Origin of the sequence: Paraburkholderia unamae, from assembly GCF_003268775.1 — a bacterium.
In the GTDB taxonomy this organism is placed as follows: domain Bacteria; phylum Pseudomonadota; class Gammaproteobacteria; order Burkholderiales; family Burkholderiaceae; genus Paraburkholderia; species Paraburkholderia unamae.
In genome coordinates this window covers 1-19,272 of sequence record NZ_QLSU01000008.1, presented here as the reverse complement: position 1 = coordinate 19,272, position 19,272 = coordinate 1, and the positions used below count along the sequence as shown (strand labels likewise).

General features: G+C 66.3%; 17 protein-coding genes. 10 read left to right on the top strand and 7 right to left on the bottom strand.

Features of this window, described 5'->3' with window-relative positions; translation table 11 throughout:
* The first annotated feature begins 41 nt into the window (after positions 1 to 41).
* Complete coding sequence (locus C7401_RS14800) at positions 42 to 1,169, top strand: J domain-containing protein (protein WP_112172144.1); 1,128 nt, start codon at positions 42 to 44, stop codon at positions 1,167 to 1,169.
* A 23-nt stretch (positions 1,170 to 1,192) separates the two neighbouring features.
* Here C7401_RS14800 and C7401_RS14795 read toward each other — a convergent pair whose 3' ends face one another.
* Positions 1,193 to 1,534, bottom strand: coding sequence for a DHCW motif cupin fold protein (locus tag C7401_RS14795; RefSeq protein WP_112172143.1), 342 nt, complete (start codon positions 1,532 to 1,534; stop codon positions 1,193 to 1,195).
* Between the two features lie 48 nt (positions 1,535 to 1,582).
* Positions 1,583 to 2,005 (bottom strand): MarR family winged helix-turn-helix transcriptional regulator, encoded by a 423-nt coding sequence (locus C7401_RS14790; RefSeq protein WP_112172394.1) that lies wholly within the window; start codon positions 2,003 to 2,005, stop codon positions 1,583 to 1,585.
* Positions 2,006 to 2,234: 229 nt separating this feature from the next.
* Here C7401_RS14790 and badH point away from each other — a divergent pair, with 229 nt between their 5' ends.
* Genes badH through C7401_RS14765 form a run of 5 tightly spaced genes read left to right on the top strand, consistent with a single transcriptional unit; the run spans position 2,235 to position 7,552 of the window.
* Complete coding sequence (gene badH / locus C7401_RS14785; protein ID WP_112172142.1) at positions 2,235 to 3,002, top strand: 2-hydroxycyclohexanecarboxyl-CoA dehydrogenase; 768 nt, start codon at positions 2,235 to 2,237, stop codon at positions 3,000 to 3,002.
* A gap of 52 nt (positions 3,003 to 3,054) precedes the next feature.
* On the top strand, positions 3,055 to 3,837 hold the full coding sequence (gene badI / locus C7401_RS14780; RefSeq protein ID WP_112172141.1) for a 2-ketocyclohexanecarboxyl-CoA hydrolase: 783 nt from the start codon (positions 3,055 to 3,057) through the stop codon (positions 3,835 to 3,837).
* A 59-nt stretch (positions 3,838 to 3,896) separates the two neighbouring features.
* On the top strand, positions 3,897 to 5,048 hold the full coding sequence (aliB, locus tag C7401_RS14775; RefSeq protein ID WP_112172140.1) for a cyclohexanecarboxyl-CoA dehydrogenase: 1,152 nt from the start codon (positions 3,897 to 3,899) through the stop codon (positions 5,046 to 5,048).
* Between the two features lie 46 nt (positions 5,049 to 5,094).
* On the top strand, positions 5,095 to 6,762 hold the full coding sequence (aliA, locus tag C7401_RS14770) for a cyclohexanecarboxylate-CoA ligase (protein ID WP_112172139.1): 1,668 nt from the start codon (positions 5,095 to 5,097) through the stop codon (positions 6,760 to 6,762).
* Positions 6,763 to 6,775: 13 nt separating this feature from the next.
* Positions 6,776 to 7,552 (top strand): enoyl-CoA hydratase, encoded by a 777-nt coding sequence (locus C7401_RS14765; protein WP_112172138.1) that lies wholly within the window; start codon positions 6,776 to 6,778, stop codon positions 7,550 to 7,552.
* A gap of 21 nt (positions 7,553 to 7,573) precedes the next feature.
* Here the strand turns inward: C7401_RS14765 and C7401_RS14760 are convergent, their stop codons facing one another.
* A complete protein-coding gene (locus C7401_RS14760) occupies positions 7,574 to 9,157 on the bottom strand; it encodes an inorganic phosphate transporter (protein ID WP_112172137.1) in 1,584 nt (527 codons plus the stop codon).
* A 312-nt stretch (positions 9,158 to 9,469) separates the two neighbouring features.
* On the opposite strand from C7401_RS14760, the gene C7401_RS14755 reads away from it, so the two are divergent.
* Positions 9,470 to 11,092 carry an AMP-binding protein gene (locus tag C7401_RS14755; RefSeq protein ID WP_112172393.1) on the top strand — a complete coding sequence of 541 codons (1,623 nt, stop codon included), beginning with the start codon at positions 9,470 to 9,472 and terminating at the stop codon, positions 11,090 to 11,092.
* A 46-nt stretch (positions 11,093 to 11,138) separates the two neighbouring features.
* On the opposite strand, the gene C7401_RS14750 is transcribed toward C7401_RS14755, so the two are convergent.
* From C7401_RS14750 to C7401_RS14740, 3 genes are all read right to left on the bottom strand, one after another.
* Positions 11,139 to 12,470, bottom strand: a complete 1,332-nt coding sequence (locus C7401_RS14750) for a PucR family transcriptional regulator (protein ID WP_112172136.1) — start codon at positions 12,468 to 12,470, stop codon at positions 11,139 to 11,141.
* Positions 12,471 to 12,593: 123 nt separating this feature from the next.
* Positions 12,594 to 13,772: a porin gene (locus C7401_RS14745; RefSeq protein ID WP_112172135.1), complete on the bottom strand. Its 1,179-nt coding sequence runs from the start codon at positions 13,770 to 13,772 to the stop codon at positions 12,594 to 12,596.
* A 133-nt stretch (positions 13,773 to 13,905) separates the two neighbouring features.
* On the bottom strand, positions 13,906 to 15,822 hold the full coding sequence (locus tag C7401_RS14740) for a bifunctional sugar phosphate isomerase/epimerase/4-hydroxyphenylpyruvate dioxygenase family protein (protein ID WP_112172392.1): 1,917 nt from the start codon (positions 15,820 to 15,822) through the stop codon (positions 13,906 to 13,908).
* Between the two features lie 303 nt (positions 15,823 to 16,125).
* On the opposite strand from C7401_RS14740, the gene aroQ reads away from it, so the two are divergent.
* The 3 genes from aroQ to C7401_RS14725 all read left to right on the top strand — a co-directional run bounded on the left by aroQ (position 16,126) and on the right by C7401_RS14725 (position 18,859).
* A complete protein-coding gene (aroQ, locus tag C7401_RS14735; protein WP_112172134.1) occupies positions 16,126 to 16,581 on the top strand; it encodes a type II 3-dehydroquinate dehydratase in 456 nt (151 codons plus the stop codon).
* Entirely contained in the window at positions 16,578 to 17,477 is a 900-nt protein-coding gene (locus tag C7401_RS14730) for a shikimate dehydrogenase (protein WP_112172133.1), read from the top strand. Before aroQ ends, C7401_RS14730 begins: the two co-directional genes overlap by 4 nt.
* Before the next feature lie 92 nt (positions 17,478 to 17,569).
* Positions 17,570 to 18,859 carry an MFS transporter gene (locus C7401_RS14725; RefSeq protein ID WP_224045371.1) on the top strand — a complete coding sequence of 430 codons (1,290 nt, stop codon included), beginning with the start codon at positions 17,570 to 17,572 and terminating at the stop codon, positions 18,857 to 18,859.
* A 118-nt stretch (positions 18,860 to 18,977) separates the two neighbouring features.
* Here the strand turns inward: C7401_RS14725 and C7401_RS14720 are convergent.
* Positions 18,978 to 19,272 (bottom strand): transposase (locus tag C7401_RS14720; RefSeq protein ID WP_146757927.1); only part of this gene is annotated, 295 nt, incomplete at its 5' end.

The following is a 19,272-nucleotide window of genomic DNA, read 5'->3' as shown; positions in this document are numbered from 1 at the left end:
ACCCCGCCAAGCCGCCATCCACCGACGAAGACACCCAGGTCATGCCAGGCCACGATTACCGCCCCGTGGATTACGACCGCCTCTATTACCGGCTCGATCTCGAGCCGGGCGCAAGCGAGGCGGAAATCAAGCACCACTATCGCCACCTCGCGCAGATCCTGCATCCCGACAAATGGCGGCACCCCACGGCCGCTTCCATGCGCTGGGCCGACGACCAGTTCAAGCGCGTGAAGGAGGCGCGCGAGTTGCTGGAGGCCTACTGGTCGGTGCACCATGCGCCGCCGGTGAGCCGCGCGGCGCTGAGCGTCGCGCAGGCCGAGCAGTTGCACGCGCAGATGCAGTCGCTGCTGGCGCAGCGCGAGCGCGTGCGCAGCGAGCTGGACGCGCTGCGCGCCGAGCGCACCCATACGCTCGACGAGATCCGGCACATGCAGAGGGAGCGCGACGCGTTGCGCGGCGAACTTGCCGAGCTTCGCGACGACGCGCATGACAACCCGAACGGGCCGCAGCGCGAAGCCGCGCAGCAAGCCGTCGACGCGCCTGCGCGCCAGGGCGGCGTGCGCGACTTCCTCTTTGCGAAATTCGACGACCCTTCGCGCGGCTGGCTCCTCACGATTTCCGCGAGCGTGTTCGCGTGCCTCGTGATCTTCGTGGTTGCGCACCTGGCCGTCGGCCTGCTGCTCGCGCCCATCGCGCGCTTCGAGGCCGGGCGCTGGCTCGCGAACGTCGTGCAGTGGGTGCTCGTGGCGGGTGGCGTGGTGCTCGTGTTCGGCTGGGGCTGGGCGCAGCGCACGCTATATCGCGCGGCGCGCGCGGGGCGTGAGCACGCGGTGGCCTTGCCCGCCGCCGAAGCGCGCAACCGCGTGAGCGCCGCGTTGCGCCACGAGCCGCATTACGGCGCCGAATGGAGCATCGAAGGCTACGAGGCCGCGCCCGACGACGCGCAATTCGCCGTGCGCGCCACGCTGCGGTTCGCGCCAGGCTCGCACGCCGCCGTGCGCCGTTACACGGTGACGTTTCGCTGCCAGGCGCGCACGACCGGCGCCGCGCAGACGGCGCTCGCCTATGACTTCTCCGTGGCCGCGCCCAGCTGGTGGCTCGTGCCCGCCGCGCGCGTGGTGCGCGACCTGCGCAAGCGCCTGGACGCCGACCTCGGCGCGCCCCGCTAGCGCGGCGGCCCGCGCGGCCGCCTTCAATCGACGACGAAAAGCTTCGCGCCAGTGCGGGTGTACGACTGGTGCGCCTCGGCGTTGTCGCCGACCTGGTAGCTCATGCCCGGCGTGAGCACGAACTTGCGCCCGTCGTCGAGCGTGGTTTCCAGCTCGCCTTCGAGGCAAAGCAGGACGTGCCCTTTCTTGCACCAGTGGTCCGCCAGATAGCCGGGCGAGTATTCGACCATGCGCACGCGGATCGGGTTGGCCTCGTCGCCGAAAAAGCACGTGCGCCAGGTGGCCATGCCCGTTTCGCCCTTGTGTCCGGTCGGCTCGACAGTGGACCAGTCGGTCGTGCCGAAGCGAAATGCATCCATTTTCATGCGGTTTTCTCTCCCGTGCGTGTGTAGAAGAACATTGGCGATGCGCGATCAAGCGTCATCTTCCGTCGCCTGATCGCCTTCGTCCACTCGCTTCATGTTGTCCAGCAGCTTGAGCAGATAGTGGAGCGTGTGCGTCATGTCGTCCTGCGAGAAATTGGCGAGCACGTCTTCATAGTACGCGGCGATTTTCGGCGTGGCCTGCCGCAGCCATAGTTTCTGGCCGGCCGCGGTCATGCACACGAGCCGCGAGCGGCGGTCGCGCTCGTCCGCCTGCGTGCACACATGGCCGTCGCGTTCCATGCGGCTGATGAGGCCCGAGAGATTCTGGCGGCTCACCATCAGATAGCGCGCGAGATCGCCCACGCTCATCCCCGGCTGCGCCTCTTCGCGCGAAAGCGCGCCCAGCACGGCCCATTGCTGCGTGGTCAAGCCTTCGGCTTCCACGGCGCGCGTGCCCGTTTTATGCAACATGTTTGCGCATTGATAGAGCCGGAAGAACAACCGGTTGGCGAGCTCGTAGCGGCTTGATTCCTGTATTTTTGGTGTTTTAGGCAAGGGTTTCTCCTGGTGCTTCCGCGCTTGTCATCGCTCTGGGTGTTACCTAGTATACGTCAATATGTTGACGTAATTTGAGGCGAGGCCGAGAGGGTGTGAGCGTCGAAGGCGTCAATGGTACCCCGCAAACCCATGGAGGATCACAGTGCGAAAACTCGAAGGCAAGACGGTCGTGGTGACGGGCGGCGGCGGCGGCATCGGCGGGGCGACCTGCCGCCGCTTCGCGGCCGAGGGCGCGCGCGTGGCGGTGTTCGATCTCTCGCTCGAAGCCGCGCTGAAAGTGGCCGACGATATCCACGAAAAAGGCGGCCGGGCGCTCGCGTTGCGCTGCGACATCACGAACCGCGCCGAAGTGGATACGGCGCTTGCGCAAGCCGAAGCCGAACTCGGCCCCGTGGAAGTGCTCGTGAACAACGCGGGCTGGGATGTGTTCCGCCCGTTCACGAAGACGGAGCCGGCGCAGTGGGCGAAGCTCATCGACATCAATCTCACGGGCGCGCTGCACATGCATCACGCGATGCTGCCCCGCATGGTCGAGCGCAAGCGCGGCCGCATCATCAACATCGCTTCCGATGCGGCGCGCGTGGGCTCCTCGGGCGAAGCGGTCTATGCTGCGTGCAAGGGCGGCCTCGTGGCGTTTTCCAAGACCATCGCGCGCGAGCATGCGCGCCACGGCATCACGGTGAACGTGGTGTGTCCGGGCCCGACCGACACCGCGCTCTTTGCCGAGTACAAGGAAGGCGCGGGCAATCCGGAAAAGCTGCTCGAAGCGTTCCAGCGTTCCATTCCGCTCGGCCGCATCGGCCAGCCCGACGACTTGCCGGGCGCCATCGTGTTCTTCGCAAGCGACGACGCGGGCTATATCACGGGGCAGGTCCTGAGCGTGTCGGGCGGCCTGACCATGGCGGGCTGACGCGCCCGCGCTCCCTACGCATAGTGACGACGAAACAGTAAAGGCATCGATCATGAACTACGAAGACATTCTGTACGAAGTGCGCAACGGCGCGGCATGGATCACCATCAACCGGCCCGAGAAAATGAACGCGTTTCGCGGCCGCACCTGCGACGAGCTGATTCACGCCATCAACAAGGCGGGCTACGACCGCGAGATCGGCGTGATCGTGCTGGCGGGCGCGGGCGAGAAGGCGTTCTGCACGGGCGGCGACCAGTCCACGCACTCGGGCCAGTACGACGGGCGCGGCACGATCGGCCTGCCGATGGAAGAACTGCACACGGCGATTCGCGATGTGCCCAAGCCCGTGATCGCGCGCGTGCAGGGTTATGCGGTGGGCGGCGGCAATGTGCTGTGCACGATCTGCGATTTCACCATCGCTTCGGAGAAAGCCGTTTTTGCGCAGGCGGGACCGAAGGTGGGGTCGGTCGATCCGGGCTACGGCACGGCGTTTCTCGCGCGCGTGGTGGGCGAGAAGAAGGCGCGCGAGATCTGGTATCTGTGCCGCCGTTATCCGGCCGCCGAGGCACTGGCCATGGGCCTCGTGAACGCCGTCGTGCCGCACGACCAGCTCGACGCCGAGGTGCAGAAGTGGTGCGACGAGATCATGGAAAAGAGCCCCACGGCCATTGCCATCGCCAAGCGCTCGTTCAACATGGACACCGCGCACCAGGCGGGCATCGCGGGTATGGGCATGTACGCGCTCAAGCTCTACTACGACACCGAGGAGTCCAAGGAAGGCGTCAAGGCCTTCCAGGAAAAGCGCAAACCCGAGTTCCGCAAGTACGCCAAATAAACGCGTCTTCATAACGATCAGGATGACGAATTAGTCAAGCGCTCATTCAAGGAGACATCATGAATCCCTATATCGACGAAGACCTCGCCGCGCTCGGCGAGCACGCGCGGCGCTTCGCGCAGGGCCGCGTCGCGCCCGGCTTCATCGAACGCGACGCGACGCGCGTGCTCGATCGCGGCCTCATGCGGGAAATGGGCGAGATGGGCTTCATCGCGCCGGAATTGCCGGAGCAGTACGGCGGCCAGGGGATGGGCTGCCTCGCCGCGGGCGTGATTCACGAAGAGATCGCACGCGCCGACCTGAGCCTCTCGTACATCAATCTGCTCGCCTCGCTCAACGGGCAGATTCTCGCGCAGCACGCCGCGCCTGAAATCGCGCGGCCGTGGCTCGAACGTCTGACCCAGGGCCGCGCGCTGCTCGCCATTGCGCTCACGGAACCGCGCGGCGGCTCGGACGCCGCGAACCTGCGCCTGAAGATGGAGCGTGTGGGCGACCATTACGTGCTCAACGGCGAAAAGACCTCGATTTCGGCCGCCGATCAGGCCGACGCCGCCGTGGTGTTCGCACGCACCGGCAGCGTGGAGGACGGCGCGCGCGGCGTTTCGGCGTTGCTCGTGCCGATGGATCTGCCCGGCATCACGCGCAACCGCTTCGACTGCCACGGCCAGCGCGCCATTGGGCGTGGCTCGATCTTCTTCGAGAACGTGCGCGTGCCCGCGGACCATCTGCTGGGCGACGAGGGCAAGGGCTTCGTCCAGGTCATGCAGGGCTTCGACTTCTCGCGTGCGCTGATCGGCCTTCAGGTGCTTGCGGTGGCGAACGTGAGCCTCGAAGAAACCTGGGCGTACGTCGCGCAGCGCGAGGCGTTCGGCAAACCGCTTTCGGCGTTCCAGGGCGTCTCGCACCCGCTCGCCGAGTACGCGACCCAGGTGGAAGCGGCGCGCCTGCTGTGCCTGCAAACGCTGTGGCTCAAGGACCGCGGCCTGCCGCATACGGCCGAGGCGGCCATGTGCAAGTGGTGGGGGCCCAAGCTCGCTTACGACGTGGTGCACCAGTGCCTGCTCTCGTTCGGACACGGCGGCTACGACCGCGGGCCGCTGGAGCAGCGCCTGCGCGACGTGCTGGGCTTCCAGATCGGCGACGGCACCGCGCAGATCATGAAGACCATCATCGCGCGCGCGAGCGCGGGCCGCGACGCGGTGCCCGCATGACGCGCGCCGCCTGCGAGGTTTCCATCCACGCCACCGGAGGCAGCACATGGAGTTCGACGCGGTACTGATCGGGCCGCGCCGCGCGCGGGAGGACACGCGGCGCGGGTGGCCGGAGCGCACCATCAACGACGAGCTGGACGCTTGCGTGGCCGAATGCCCCGGCAAGATCGCGCTCACGGCGGTGCAGATCGAGGACGGGCAGACCACGCGCTTCACCTATGCCCAAATGGCGCAAATGGCGGACCGCATCGCCGTGGGACTCGCGCGCCTGGGCGTCACACAGGGCGACGTGGTGTCGATGCAGTTGCCCAATGCGTGGCAGTTCACACTGCTTTATCTGGCGTGCTCGCGCATTGGCGCGGTGCTCAATCCGCTCATGCCGATCTTTCGCGAGCGCGAGTTGAGATTCATGCTCAATCACTGTGGCAGCAAGGTGATGATCGTGCCGAAGCGCTATCGCGGCTTCGACTACGAGGCCATGCTGCGAGCGCTCCAGCCCGAGATCCCGTCGTTGAGGCATCTTGTCGTGGTGGGCGCAACCGATGAGAACGGAGCCGCACCCCACAGCTTCGAGGCGCTGCTGAGCGGCCCGCGGTGGGAAACGTCGAGCGACGCCGAAGCGATCCTCACGCGTCACCGCCCCGGCCCCGACGAAGTGACGCAACTGCTTTACACCTCGGGTACGACGGGCGAGCCCAAGGGTGTGATGCACACGGCGAACACGCTGTTTTCGAACATCCTGCCTTATGCACGGGCCATGCGGCTTGGCGGCGACGACGTCGTGCTGATGGCTTCGCCCATGGCGCATCAAACGGGCTTCATGTACGGCCTGATGATGCCGATCGCGCTGCGTGCGAGCGCCGTGCTGCAAGACGTGTGGCAGCCGGAGGCGGCGCTCGCCCTGATCGCTCGGGAGCGCGCGACGTTCACGATGGCCTCCACGGCGTTCCTCGGCGATCTGGCGAACGCGGCGCTCAAAACGGGAACCCAGGTGCCGTCTCTGCGCACGTTTCTGTGCGCGGGCGCGCCGATACCGGGCGCCCTGGCCGAACGCGCACGCGGGGCGTTGGGCGCGAAAATCGTCTCGGCCTGGGGCATGACGGAACTCGGCGCGGTGACGCTCACGGGCCTCGATGACGATGACGAGCGCGCCTTTACGACCGACGGTGCGCCGTTGCCGGGCGTGGAAGTCAAGGTGGTGGACGAGAACGACGGTGCGCTGCCGCCGAACGTGGCGGGGCGGCTTTTCGTACGCGCGTGCTCCGCGTTCGGCGGCTACCTCAAGCGCGCACACCTCAATGCCACCGACGACGAAGGCTGGTTCGACACGGGCGACCTCGCGCACATCGACGAACGCGGCTATATCCGCATCAGCGGACGCAGCAAGGACGTGATCATTCGCGGCGGCGAGAACATCCCCGTGGTCGAGATCGAGTCGCTGCTTTATCGGCACCCGGCCATCGCGCAAGTGGCCGTGGTCGCGTACGCGGACGAGCGTCTCGGCGAGCGCGCCTGCGCCGTGGTGGTGCCGAAAGCGGGCGAGGCGGTCGATCTGCCTGCGCTCGTCGATTTCCTCAAGTCGCACCGTATCGCCGTGCAGTATTTGCCCGAGCGCCTGCTGGTGCTCGACGCCATGCCGTCCACGCCCGCAGGGAAGGTGCAGAAGTTCCGCTTGCGCGACATGCTGCGCGAGATCGATGAACGGCAGTGCTAAACAAGGAGCGAAGATGAGTGAACCGGTGGTTCGGGTCGAAGTGACGGGGCGCGTGGGCGTGCTCACGCTGAACCGGCCGCAGCAGTTGAACGCGCTGAACGACGCCTTGATGGACGCGCTTGGCGAGGCGCTACTGCGCCTCGACGCCGACGACGCGATCGGCGCCATCGTCATCACGGGCGACGAGCGCGCGTTCGCGGCGGGGGCGGACATTGCCGAGATGGCGCACTGGTCGTATATGGACGTCTACCGCAGCGACTTCATCACGCGCAACTGGGAGACCATCCGGCGCGTGCGCAAGCCGGTGATCGCCGCCGTGGCCGGGCATGCCATGGGCGGCGGCTGCGAGCTGGCGCTCGCGTGCGACATCGTCATCGCAGCCGACAACGCGCGCTTCGCGCTGCCCGAGGTGCGCCTCGCCATGCTGCCGGGCGCGGGCGGCACGCAGCGCCTGCCGCGCGCCATCGGCAAGGCGAAGGCCATGGACATGTGCCTGAGCGCGCGTGTGCTCGATGCCGGGGAGGCCGACCGTTATGGCCTCGTTTCGCGTGTCGTGCCGCTCGACGCATTGCGCGGCGCAGCGTTGGCGCTCGCGGCGACGATCGCGGGCTATTCGCTGCCCGCGCTCATGGCGATCAAGGAGTGCGTGAATCGCGCCTACGAAGGCGCGTTGAGCGAGGGGATCGGCTTCGAGCGCCGCCAGTTGCATGCGCGCTTTGCGAGCGAAGACGCGCATGAGGGCATGAGCGCGTTCATCGAAAAGCGCAAGCCCGCATTCGGCCACCGCTAAAGCCGCACGCGCATGGCGTGTTCAGAAAATCTGCCGGAAGACCCAGTAAAGCCCTGCCGCGAGCGCGATCGACGCCGGCAGTGTGAGCACCCACGCGAGCACGAGATTGCGTACGGTGCCCCATTGCAGGCCCGAGCCGTTCGCGGCCATCGTGCCGGCCACGCCCGAGGCGAGCACGTGCGTGGTGGATACGGGCAGGCCGTAGGCGTCGGCCATGCCGATCGTGACCATGGCCACGGCCTCGGCCGAGGCGCCTTGACCGTAGGTGAGATGCTGCTTGCCGATCTTCTCGCCCACGGTCACGACGATGCGCTTCCAGCCCACCATGGTCCCAAGGCCAAGCGCGACGGCCACGGCCACCTTCACCCAGGTGGGAATGAACTTGGTTGCGTGGTCCATCTGTTTGCGGAACGTGTCGAGCACCCTGGCGTCCTCGGGTGACATCTCGGGCGCCTTTGCTTTCTGCATGAGGCGGATCGCTTCGCTTGCGACATACATGTTGTTGCGCACGTTATCCACGATCGTGTCGGGCACGGTGGCCATCGAACCCGAAAGCGCCACCTGGTCGCCGATGGTGTCGGTGAGCTGGCGCAGCGCGGGCAGCGTGGCGGGCGTGAGCTGGCGCGTGCGCACGAACGCCTCGACCTCGGCGCGCGCGTTTTCCGGCGGCGCGCCGTTTGCGTAGCGGCCGAGCGTGGCGGACGCTTCGCGCGCCACGACCACGAATGCCGTGGTTTCCTCTGGCGTGACGGCCTTGTTGAGCGCGTAGGCGGTGGGCACGACGCCGATCAGGATCAGCATGATGAGGCCCATGCCTTTTTGCCCGTCGTTCGAACCGTGCGCGAAGGACACGCCCGTGCAGGTGAGGATGAGGAGGGCGCGGATCCAGAACGGCGGCGCGCGGTTCGGTTCGGGTTCGGCGTAGAGCGCGGGCACGCGCACGAGCAGCTTGAGCGAGAGCAGCAGCAGCCCGGCCATGACGAAGCCGACCACGGGCGAGAACAGCAGCGCCTTGCCCACGCCGAGCGCCTGATCCCAGTCCACGCCGCTCGTGCCCGAAGGCCCGCTGATCAACTGGTTCATGATGCCCACGCCGATGATCGAGCCCACCAGCGTATGCGAGCTGGATGAAGGCAGCCCGAAATACCAGGTGCCGAGATTCCAGAGTATGGCGGCGATCAGGAGTGCGAACACCATGGCGAAGCCCGCGCTGCTGCCGACCTGGAGGATCAGCTCGACGGGCAGCAGTTGCAGGATGCCGAACGCCACCGCGCCGCTGGAAACGAGCACGCCGATGAAGTTCCACGCGCCCGACCAGGCCACGGCCAGATGCGGATCGAGTGAGTTCGTGTAGATGACCGTGGCGACCGCGTTGGCTGTGTCGTGAAAGCCGTTCACGAACTCGAAGCCGAGCGCGATGAGCAGCGCGAGCCCGAGCAGGACGAAGGGCAGCGCGGAGCTTTCGCGCACGGCGCGCAGGTCGACGACGAGATGATCGATTACGTAGATCGCCCCCGCCGCGATGATGGCGAGAAAGAGGGCGATGCCAATGCCGCGGCGGCGTGCGTCCGTCGCGCGGTAGGGGGACAAGGGTATGTCCGGCATGAAAGCGTGGCTCTGATGTATCCGCTTTGGGAAGCGCCTCGGCGCGGCGCTTGCGGGTTAGCAAACGTGCGCGGCGCGATGCCGCGTCGCAATGCCGCAAAGGCGATTCCAACGAGACGACGCAGTGTCGCACAATTGATCGGAATCAGATATGGACGTGACGTCGCACGTCCTGGCGCACCCACGGTCTTTGTGACTTTTCACAATCACCTTAGCCGCTTTCCCAGTTCTCCGGCGACGATCGAAGCCGTACGATGGCATGAAGCGCGGCGCGAGGCCGACAAGCCGCGCATTGAATTCATGGAGACGAACGTGCCGAAAGCCCCCTGGCTCGCCAGCTACGGCGATATTCCCGCTGACATCGACCCCGACGTGCATCCGTCGCTCGCCCATCTGTTCGACGAGGCGATGCGCCGCTACGCCCAGCGTCCCGCCTTGCGCGCGGGCGACACCGTGCTTAGCTATGCCGACGTCGACCGGCTTTCGCGCGACTTCGCGGCGTATCTCCAGCATGCGGGCGTGAAGAAGGGCGATCGCGTGGCGGTGATGTTGCCAAATCTGCTGGCGTTTCCCATTGCGCTGATCGGCATCGTGCGGGCGGGGGCGGTGCAGGTGAACGTCAATCCGCTCTATACGCCGCGCGAGCTACAGCATCAACTGGTCGATTCGGGCGCTCAGGCGCTCGTGGTGTGCGACGCCGCATTGCCCACTTTCGAAGCGATCAAGGCGAACACGGCCGTGAAGACCGTGCTGAGTGTCGGGGCAGCCGATGGCCTGGGGAACGCGGGTGGCGAAGATGGCGCGAGCGCCCCGCAGCCCGGCTCGTTCGCGGCAGCGCTCGCGCAAGGCGCGGCCTTGCCGTTCGAGCCGCCCGCGTTGTGCGGCGACGACCCGCTCTTTCTTCAGTACACGGGTGGCACCACGGGCCTTTCGAAGGGCGCGCTGCTCACGCATCGCAACCTCGTGGCCAACGTCGAGCAGTTCAAGACCTTCATGCCGGGTTTCATGACGCCCGGCGAAGAAGTGGTCGTGACGGCGCTGCCGCTCTATCACATCTTCGCGCTCACGGTGAATCTCATCACCTACTTCTCGATCGGCTCGGAGAACTGGCTCGTCGCGAACGCCCGCGACCTCGACAACCTGATCGACGTGTTCAAGGCCGCGCGCCCTACGAGTTTCATGGGCGTGAATACGCTTTATGCGGGGCTCGTTGCGCATCCTCGCATCGGCGAAGTCGATTTTTCGCGCCTGCGCCTCGCGGGCGGCGGCGGCGCGGCCATCATTCCCACGGTATCGGCGCGCTGGCAGGCCATTACGGGCGGCTTTATCCGCGAAGGCTACGGGTTGTCGGAGACGAGCCCGGTGCTCTCGTTCAATCCGGGCAGCATCGAGCGCTTCACGGGCACGACGGGTCTGCCGGTGCCGTCCACGCACGTCAAGCTGATGAACGACGGCGTGGAGGCCGCGCCGGGCGAGGCGGGCGAGATCTGCGCGAAGGGTCCGCAGGTGATGCAGGGTTACTGGAACCAGCCCGAGGCCACGCGCGCAGCCTTTACCGAGGACGGCTACTTCCGCACGGGCGACGTGGGGATGTTCGACGAGGGCGGCTTCTTGCGCATCGTCGACCGCTCGAAGGACATGATCCTCGTTTCGGGCTTCAACGTTTACCCCAATGAAATCGAGGCGGTCGTGACCGCGCTGCCGGGCGTGGCCGAATGCGCGTGCGTGGGCGTGGCCGACGAGCGCAGCGGCGAGGCCGTGCGCGTGTTCGTGGTGCCCGCGCGCGACGCCGTGCTCACCGCGGAACAGGTGATCGCACATTGCCGCGAGCAACTCGCGGCGTACAAGGTGCCGCGCGTGGTGAGCTTCGTGGAGGCGTTGCCGAAATCGACGGTGGGCAAGATCCTGCGGCGGGAACTGCGCGACGTGGCTTGAGTGCCGCGAGCGGGCGCGGGGTGCGGTGTGGTGCTCAGTGCGCCACTCAGTGCGCCGCGTCTTTTGCCTTCTTCGTGCCCGCGCGCACCTTCTTCTCCTTCTTGCGCGCGTCATGCCCGGCGGCGCTCGTCGCCCCGCGCAGCTTCAGCGCGATATCGAGCCGCGCGATCCAGTGCGCGTCGTCGAGCTTCGCGCCCAGCAGCGTTTCGATCCGCTCCAGCCGGTAGTCGAGCGTGTTCGGGTGCACGCCCAGCGCCTCGGCGGTCTGCCGCCGGCGCTGGCCGCTCGCGAACCACGCTTCGAGCGTGGCGAGCAGGTCGGCTTCCGTGGCCAGTTGCTCGGCCAGCGAGACGAGATAGCGCAGCACGTTGGCGCTGCTGCGCACGCTCTCCTCGATGGCGATCGACGAAAAGCGGTGCACGCGCGTGGCCGGTTCGTCGTCCGTGCCTTTGGCACGCGGCGCGAAATCGACGGCCTTGAGCGCTTCTTCCACCGAAGCCGCCCAGCCGCGCGCGCCTTCGTTCATGAGCCCGATGCCGATGCTGAGCACGCGCGGTTCCGCACGCGTGAGCGCGGCGGCATGATCGGCGGTGCGCTGGTCATTGCGCGTCATCGAGTCGCCGCGCACGCAGGGCAGCCAGAACACGAGCCGTTCGCGGTGCCAGACGCGCACCAGCGCATCGGGCTTGATTTCGAAGTGACGCGCGGCGCCCAGTGCGAAGCGGTCGAGCGCTTCCTCGCGCACCGAAGGCGCGTGATCGCGCAAGTCCAGATCGACGGCGAGCGCGATGCGCGGCAGCGTGGCGTCGAGGCCGAGCGCCTCGACCGTCTCGCGAAAGCGTGCGGCGTCGTCGGGTGCGTGGAACACGAGGTCGTAAAGCTGCTGCAACAGCGAGCCGCGCCAGCGCGCCTGCTGGTGCTGCTCGTCCAGATACGCCTCGGCGATGTGCTCGGCCATGGCGTCGAAGTAATCGAGCAGATAAGGCGAAACTTCGAACAGCAGTTCGTGCGCAAGCGCCGGGTCGGCTTCGGCCAGTTCCGTGCAGGTGCGCCAGAGCTCGCGCGCGCCGAGCCGGAACGCGCGCAGCAGCGAGCGCAGCGGCACGTTCTGATGCACGCGGCGGCGCGCGAACGCGGCGGTCCGGTCCATGACCGGATCGGCGGGCGGTTTGCCGGCGAGCAGGCACTGGAACCACAGGTCGGCCGAGAACGCGATCGAATCGAATATGTCCTTGCGCGCCGCCGCCGTGAGTGCGTTATAGCCTTCGAGCGAGAGCAGCGTGGCGTAGGTGCGCTCGACCGCCTTCGACTGGGTTTTGGCGAGCGTGCGCAGCTTGCTGCGCAGGCGCGGGCTGATGGCGGGAACGGGTGGCGGCATGGTGAGTTCGCGGAATTCGTGGAGACGATCTTCGCGAGTGTACTCAGCGGCGTGCCGCCGCGTCGAGGGTGTGTGCAAAAGGGTGTGCACAAACGGCGGGGCTCGCGCGGCCCCGCCGCCGTATCAGAACAGCAGTGCGATGCCGGCCATGCCGACGAACTGCGAGCGCGTGGACGAAGGCGTGGCGTTTTGCGAGTCGCCCACGGCGGGGCTCGCGTTGACGATATTGCCCGCGCCGTTCGCGCCGAGCGTCTGGCCGCCCGCGTGCTGGTAGGCCTGGAGCGCGTAGAGCGTGGTGCGCTTGGAGAGGTGGTACGACTCCTTGAGCGAATACTGTTGATACTGCGCGGCGCTCGTGATGCCGTTGGCCTGCGAGGCCATCGTGTAGGCGAAGCCGCCGCCCACGTCGAAGGCGGGCGTGAAGCGGTAGACCGCGAGCGCGGCCCAGGTGTTGAAGATGGCCGTGTCGTGGAAGATCGACTTGCCGCCCGCGATGTACTGGACATTCGAATACGAAGCGCCGAGCAGCAGGCTGCCGAGCGTGTAGTTGCCCGCCACCGCGATATGCTGGACCGCGCGCGCCGACACGTAGCCCTTGTTCAGCGAGGACGTGCCGAAGCTGCCGGTGGAAGCGCTGTCGAAGCCGGTAGTCTGCTGGGCGTTGTCCATGCGCAGGTACGCGGCCGCGAGGCTCACGGGGCCGGTGGAATAGCGCAGCGCGGCGCTCCACGTCTGACCCTTGCCGGTGCTGCCCGCAATGCCGCCGAACGCGTACATGGCGCTTGCCTGCACGCCATACCAGGTCGGCGAGGTGTACGTGGCCGAACTGTTGATGCGCACGGTCGTGTCGAGCCCGTCGATGTCGCCGGGGTGCGCGCCGGTCGCGCCGGTGAGCCACGAACTGCCCGTGAGCGGGCCGACGAACAGGTAATACGGCGTGTACTGGCGGCCCGCCGTGAGCGTGCCCGCGCTCTGGTTCTGAAGGCCCACATATGCCTGGCGGTTGAAGATCAGCCCGCTCGAGGAGAGCGCGCCGCTGTTCAGATCGAAGCCGTTTTGCAGATCGAAGATCGCGAACGTGCCGCCGCCCAGATCTTCCTTGCCTTGCAGGCCGAACTTCGACGCATACAGGTTGCCCTGGCGCATGTAGACGTTCGAGTGGCCATTCTGATTGTTGACGTAGGTGATCGCGTCGTCTACCGCGCCGTACAGCGTGACGCTGCTTTGCGCGAACGCGGGGTTGGCCACCAGGGCGGCGCTAGTCGCGAGAAACGTTCCAAGACCGAGGCCTGCTTTTTTCATCGTTGTGTGTCTCCATTGAAATTTGGACTGCTTATTTATCGTTTTTTCGCTACGCCGCGAGCGGACTGGCTGCTGCGGCGTGCGTACGGCGGCGAGAAGTGACGGATAGCGACTGCGGGTGACAGCGTTTGTTTCAGTCCTGCGATGCGCTCCCTTCCTGCGCGGCGAGCGCGCGCTGGCGTGCCTGCGCCGCGAGGCGCACGGCGGCATTGGGCGCGCCGTAGCCGTCGTAGCCGCCGCGCCGCTCCACGATTTCCAGGAAGAAGCGCTGGTCGAGCGTTTCCGTGTAGGCGTGCAGGAACTCGCCGCCGCGCTCGTCGCGGTCGTAGAGCAGGTTGTGCGCGCGCAGCGAGTCGAGGAAGGCCGGATCGAGCGCGTGGCGGGCGTCGAGATCGTCGTAGTAGTTTGCGGGCACGCGCAGCAGCGGCACGCCCGCCGCCTCGAATTCGGTCACCGCGCGGAAGATGTCGCCCGTATTGAACGCCACATGATTCAGGCCCGTGCCGTGATAGGCGCGCACCGTTTCCGCAGCGGCCGTGTGTTGGTCCACGGAGGCATTGAGCACGACGCGCAGCCCGCGGTCGCGGCTCATGAGCGCGCGGCTGCGCACGAGTCCGTACGGATCGGGGACCAGCACGGCGGGGCTCGCCTCCAGACCGAACACCGACTTGAGGAACAGCACCCACGAATCGAACGAGCCGGCGGGCAGCGAAAGGCTCACGTGATCGATGCCGATGATCGGACCGACTTCAACGGGACCGTCGATATCGGTGAGCGAGAAATCGGCTTCGAAGAGCGTGGGCTGGCCCGGCTCCTCATTAACGAAATAGTTAAGACTGCCGTCCGGACCCTGAACGGCGGGCACCACGCGTTCGTTCGGACCCACGCGGCCCGAGAACGGCAGATAGCCGAAGCCGGCCGCGCGTTCGAGCGCGAGGCGCGCATCGTCCACGCGAAACGCCGAGGCGCACAGCGAGAGGCCGTGGCGCTGGAAAAACGCGCCGGCGAACGAGTCGGGCTCGGCGTTGAGCACGATGGCCGCGAGGCCATGCTGATAGAGCGTCACGTCCTTCGAGCGATGCTGGCCCGCGCGGCGGAAATGCAGCTTTTCGAGCCAGTTGGCCACGTGCGCGCGCGCCGTGTCGTCCACGGCGAATTCGAGGAATTGCCACTGCGCGTTGGCGGGCGCGGCGCTCGGGTGGTAGAGCGCGTCCGCCTCGACATGCTCCACTGCCAGAGTTTCGCGCGTGAGGGCTTCGAGCAGCAGCAGCGAGCGGTGGCCGTCGGCGGCTGTGGCGGCGGGCGGCGCGCCGCGAAAGCCGTCATTGAAGATTTCGAGCGAAAGCGGACCCGTGTAGCCGCTTTTCACCACTTGCGCCGTGAAGTCGGCGAGGTCGAAATCGCCCTGGCCCGGGAAGCAACGATAGTGGCGGCTCCATTCGAGCACGTCCATCTGCATTCTCGGTGCGTCGGCGATCTGCACGAAGCCGATGCGCTCGCCCGGAATCGCGGCAATGCCGTCGGGCGTGTCGTCGAGCGAGAGCGTGTGGAAACTGTCCAGCGCGAGCGTGAGGCTGGCGTGGTTGACGGTGTTGACGAGCCGCCACGCGTGGCCATAGGTGCGCACGTGGCGGCCCCATGCAAGTGCTTCATAACAGATCGTCACGCCCGCTTCCCCGGCCGCTTTTGCGAGCGCGCCCAGTTGCTCGGCGGCCAGCGCGTCGTCGCAGATCGTTTCGGGCGAGACATTGCTGCACACCAGCAAACGGTCCGTGCCCAGTTGATGCATCACGTCGAACTTGCGCTTGACGCGTTCGATGTTGCGCGCAAGGCGCTCGGGCGCGACGCCCTCGAAATCGCGAAACGGCTGGTACAGCACGATATCGAGACCGAGATCCCCGGCCATGCGGCGCACGTCGGCGGGCGAGCCTTCGAAATAGAGCAGGTCGTTCTCGAAGATCTCGACGGCGTCGAAACCCGCGGCGCGGATCGCGGCGAGCTTTTCGGCCAGCGTGCCGCTGACCGACACCGTGGCGATCGAGCGGCGCAGTGCACGAGAGGGGACTTGGGTCGGCTTGGACATGGGCATGAAATGGCCTGGCTACAGCAACGGCGTTGAAAAAGGTCCGGCGCGGCGGCGTGGGGCGAATGCTTAACTAACTGGCGCACCGCAGACACACTTGCCGCTGGAGTTTCCGAAGAATACGCCAAACTAACTAGTTAGTACAAATTCTCGCAAACCCCAGGTGACCGGTGGGGCGCTTCGCGGCACACTGGCGGCCATGCGGTGAAGCGTGCAGCGATTCTTGAGTATGCGCCGTGCCGGTCGTCAAGTTGTTGTGGAGTGTGAGTCATGGGAATGCCTTCGGTGCTGGTCCTGAACGGACCCAACCTGAATCTGCTGGGAACGCGGGAACCCGCGATCTACGGCGCTGAAACGTTAGATGACGTTGCCGCCCTGTGCCGCGAGGCGGCGGGGCGTCTTGGGATCGAGATCGATTTTCGCCAGTCGAACGCCGAGCATCAGTTGATCGACTGGTTGCACGAAGCGCGTACGCACGTGGACGGTATCGTCATCAATCCGGCTGCCTATACGCACACGTCGGTGGCGATTGCCGATGCGCTTTCGGCCATCGCCAAGCCCGTGATCGAGGTCCATATCTCGAACGTGCACAAGCGCGAGGCGTTCCGGCACCATTCCTTCGTTTCGCCCATCGCGGACGCCATCATCGTCGGCTGCGGCACGCAGGGCTATGTGCTCGCGCTGGAGCGCATGGCCACGCTGCTCGCGAAGAAGGTGGCGCAATGAGCGCCCCGAAGAACGCGCTGGGCGCGCGCGCAACCGCCCAATCGTTTCTCTGCGGTCTGATCGGCTCGGGCATCGGCGGCTCGCTCACGCCCGCAATGCAGGAGCAGGAAGGCCGCGAACTCGGCTTCCACTATGTGTACCGGCGCATCGATCTCGAAGCGCTGAAGCTCACGCCCGCAGCACTCCCCGAGCTGCTGCTCGCCGCCGAGCGCATGGGCTTCGACGGCCTGAACATCACGTATCCCTGCAAGCAGGCCGTGATCGAACTGCTCGACGAACTCTCCGACGATGCCCGCGCGCTCGGCGCCGTGAATACGGTGCTGTTCCGCGACGGCAAACGCATCGGCCACAACACCGACTGGTCGGGCTTCGCGAGCGCATTCCGGCGCGGCCTGCCCGACGTCTCGCTCGCGGAGGTCGTGCAACTGGGCGCGGGTGGCGCGGGTGCGGCGGTCGCGCATGCGGCGCTGCAAATGGGCGCCCAGGCGCTCACGCTGTTCGACGTGGACGCGTCGCGCGCCGCGTCGCTCGCCGCCGAATTGCAGGCGCGCTTCCCGGCGGCGTGCGTGAACGCGGGCGGCGATCTGCGCGAAGTGCTCCAGCAGGCCACGGGTCTGATCCACGCCACGCCTACCGGCATGGCGAAGCTGCCGGGCATGCCCTTGCCTGCGGAGTACCTGCACGAGCGCTTGTGGGTGGCGGACATCGTCTACTTCCCGATTCGCACGGCGCTGCTCGAAGCGGCCGAGGCGCGCGGCTGCCGCACGCTGAGCGGTGGCGGCATGGCGGTGTACCAGGCAGTGGATGCGTTCCGGCTTTTCACGGGCGTCGAGCCCGACGCGGAACGCATGTATGCGCATCTGCAATCCATGCTGGCGGCGAACGCCTGCGAATAACAAACGACCTGGAGAGAGACATGGCACCACCGGTATCCACGGGGCGCGGCGACGCGCCGACCCTTTCCGCCGCGACGCCCGCCGAGGGCGCGATGCGCCGCTCGCGGGCGCGCTATCGCATCCTGGGCCTGCTGGCCGTCGGCACGATGATCAATTACCTCGATCGCACCGTGCTCGGCATTGCCGCGCCGCAACTCACCAAGGAACTTGGGATCAACGCGGCGCTCATGGGGCTCGTGTTCTCGGCGTTTTCGTGGAGCTATGTCGTCGCGCAGATTCCGGGCGGCGTGTTCCTTGACCGCTTCGGCAGCAAGTTCACGTACTGGATCTCGATGACGCTCTGGTCGATGTGCACGCTGGCGCAGGGCTTTATCGGCGGCGTGGGCGCGCTGTTCGCGTGCCGCCTGGGTCTGGGCGCGGCGGAGTCGCCGTGCTTTCCGACCAACAGCCGCGTGGTCGCCACCTGGTTCCCGCAAAGCGAGCGCGCGTTCGCCACGGGCACGTATACGGTGGGAGAGTACATCGGTCTCGCGTTCTTCAGCCCCTTCCTGTTCGCGCTGATGGGCGCGTATGGCTGGCGCTCGCTGTTCTATGTGGTGGGCGCCGTGGGCATTGCGTTCGGCGCGGTGTGGTGGTTCCTCTATCGCGAGCCGCATGAGCATCCGGCGGCCAATCGCGCCGAGCTCGATTACATCGAGGCAGGCGGGGGGCTCGCGCGCCACGAGCGCAAGGCCGACGCGCAGCCTGAGGGGAAAAAGCAGGGCTTCGACTGGCGCATGGCCGGGCAGCTCGTGCGTCGCCGTCAGCTTGCAGGCATCTGCCTCGGACAGTTCGCAGGCAACTCCACGCTCGTGTTCTTCCTCACGTGGTTCCCGACCTACCTCGCCACCGAGCGCCACATGGGCTGGCTCAAGATCGGCTTCTTCGCGATCATGCCGTTTATTGCCGCTTCGATTGGCGTGATGTTTGGCGGCACGTTCTCTGACTGGATGCTGCGTCGCGGGATTTCGGCCAATGTGGCGCGCAAGCTGCCGATCATCGCCGGGCTGTTGCTCGCTTCGACCATCATTCTCGCGAACTTCGTGGAGAGTAATGTTGCGGTGATTGCGATTCTTTCTGTGGCGTTCTTTGCGCAGGGTATGGCCGCGCTTGGATGGACGCTTGTTTCGGATATCGCGCCGGCTGGCATGCTCGGTCTTACCGGTGGCATCTTCAACCTTGCGGCTAATCTTGCGGGCATTATCACTCCGCTGGTTGTGGGGCTGATTGTCGGTGCGACGGGGTCGTTTGTCTGGGCGCTCGTGTTTATTGGCGTGATCGCGTTGGTCGGTGCGGCTTCTTATATCTTTGTTGTTGGTGATATCAAGCGGATTGAGCTTTGACGTTGGTTGGGGGGCTTGCCGGGGCTTTCGCGTTTTCTTGTTTTCGTGTCGGTCTGCCTGGGTTGCCCCTGTGCGGGAACCTATCCGCATTTTTGTGTGCAAGGCGGTTTAACAGATCCTAACCTCGGGCGAGCGTAAAGCGCTCGCCAAACAGGATGGCAAACTGGTTCATCGCGGATTTCCAGTCGAAGGTTGCCCGTACCGACTTGGCCAGCACATTGCGCAGCGCCAGCCAGAGTAGTTTGATGGCAGCCTCGTCGGTGGGGAAGTGGCCCCGGGTCTTGATGATCTTGCGTAGCTGCATGTTCAGACTCTCAATGGCGTTGGTCGTGTACACAACCCGTCGAATCTCGGGTGGAAACACGAAGAACGGCGTGACGTGCTCCCAGGCTCGCTGCCAGCATTGCACAATC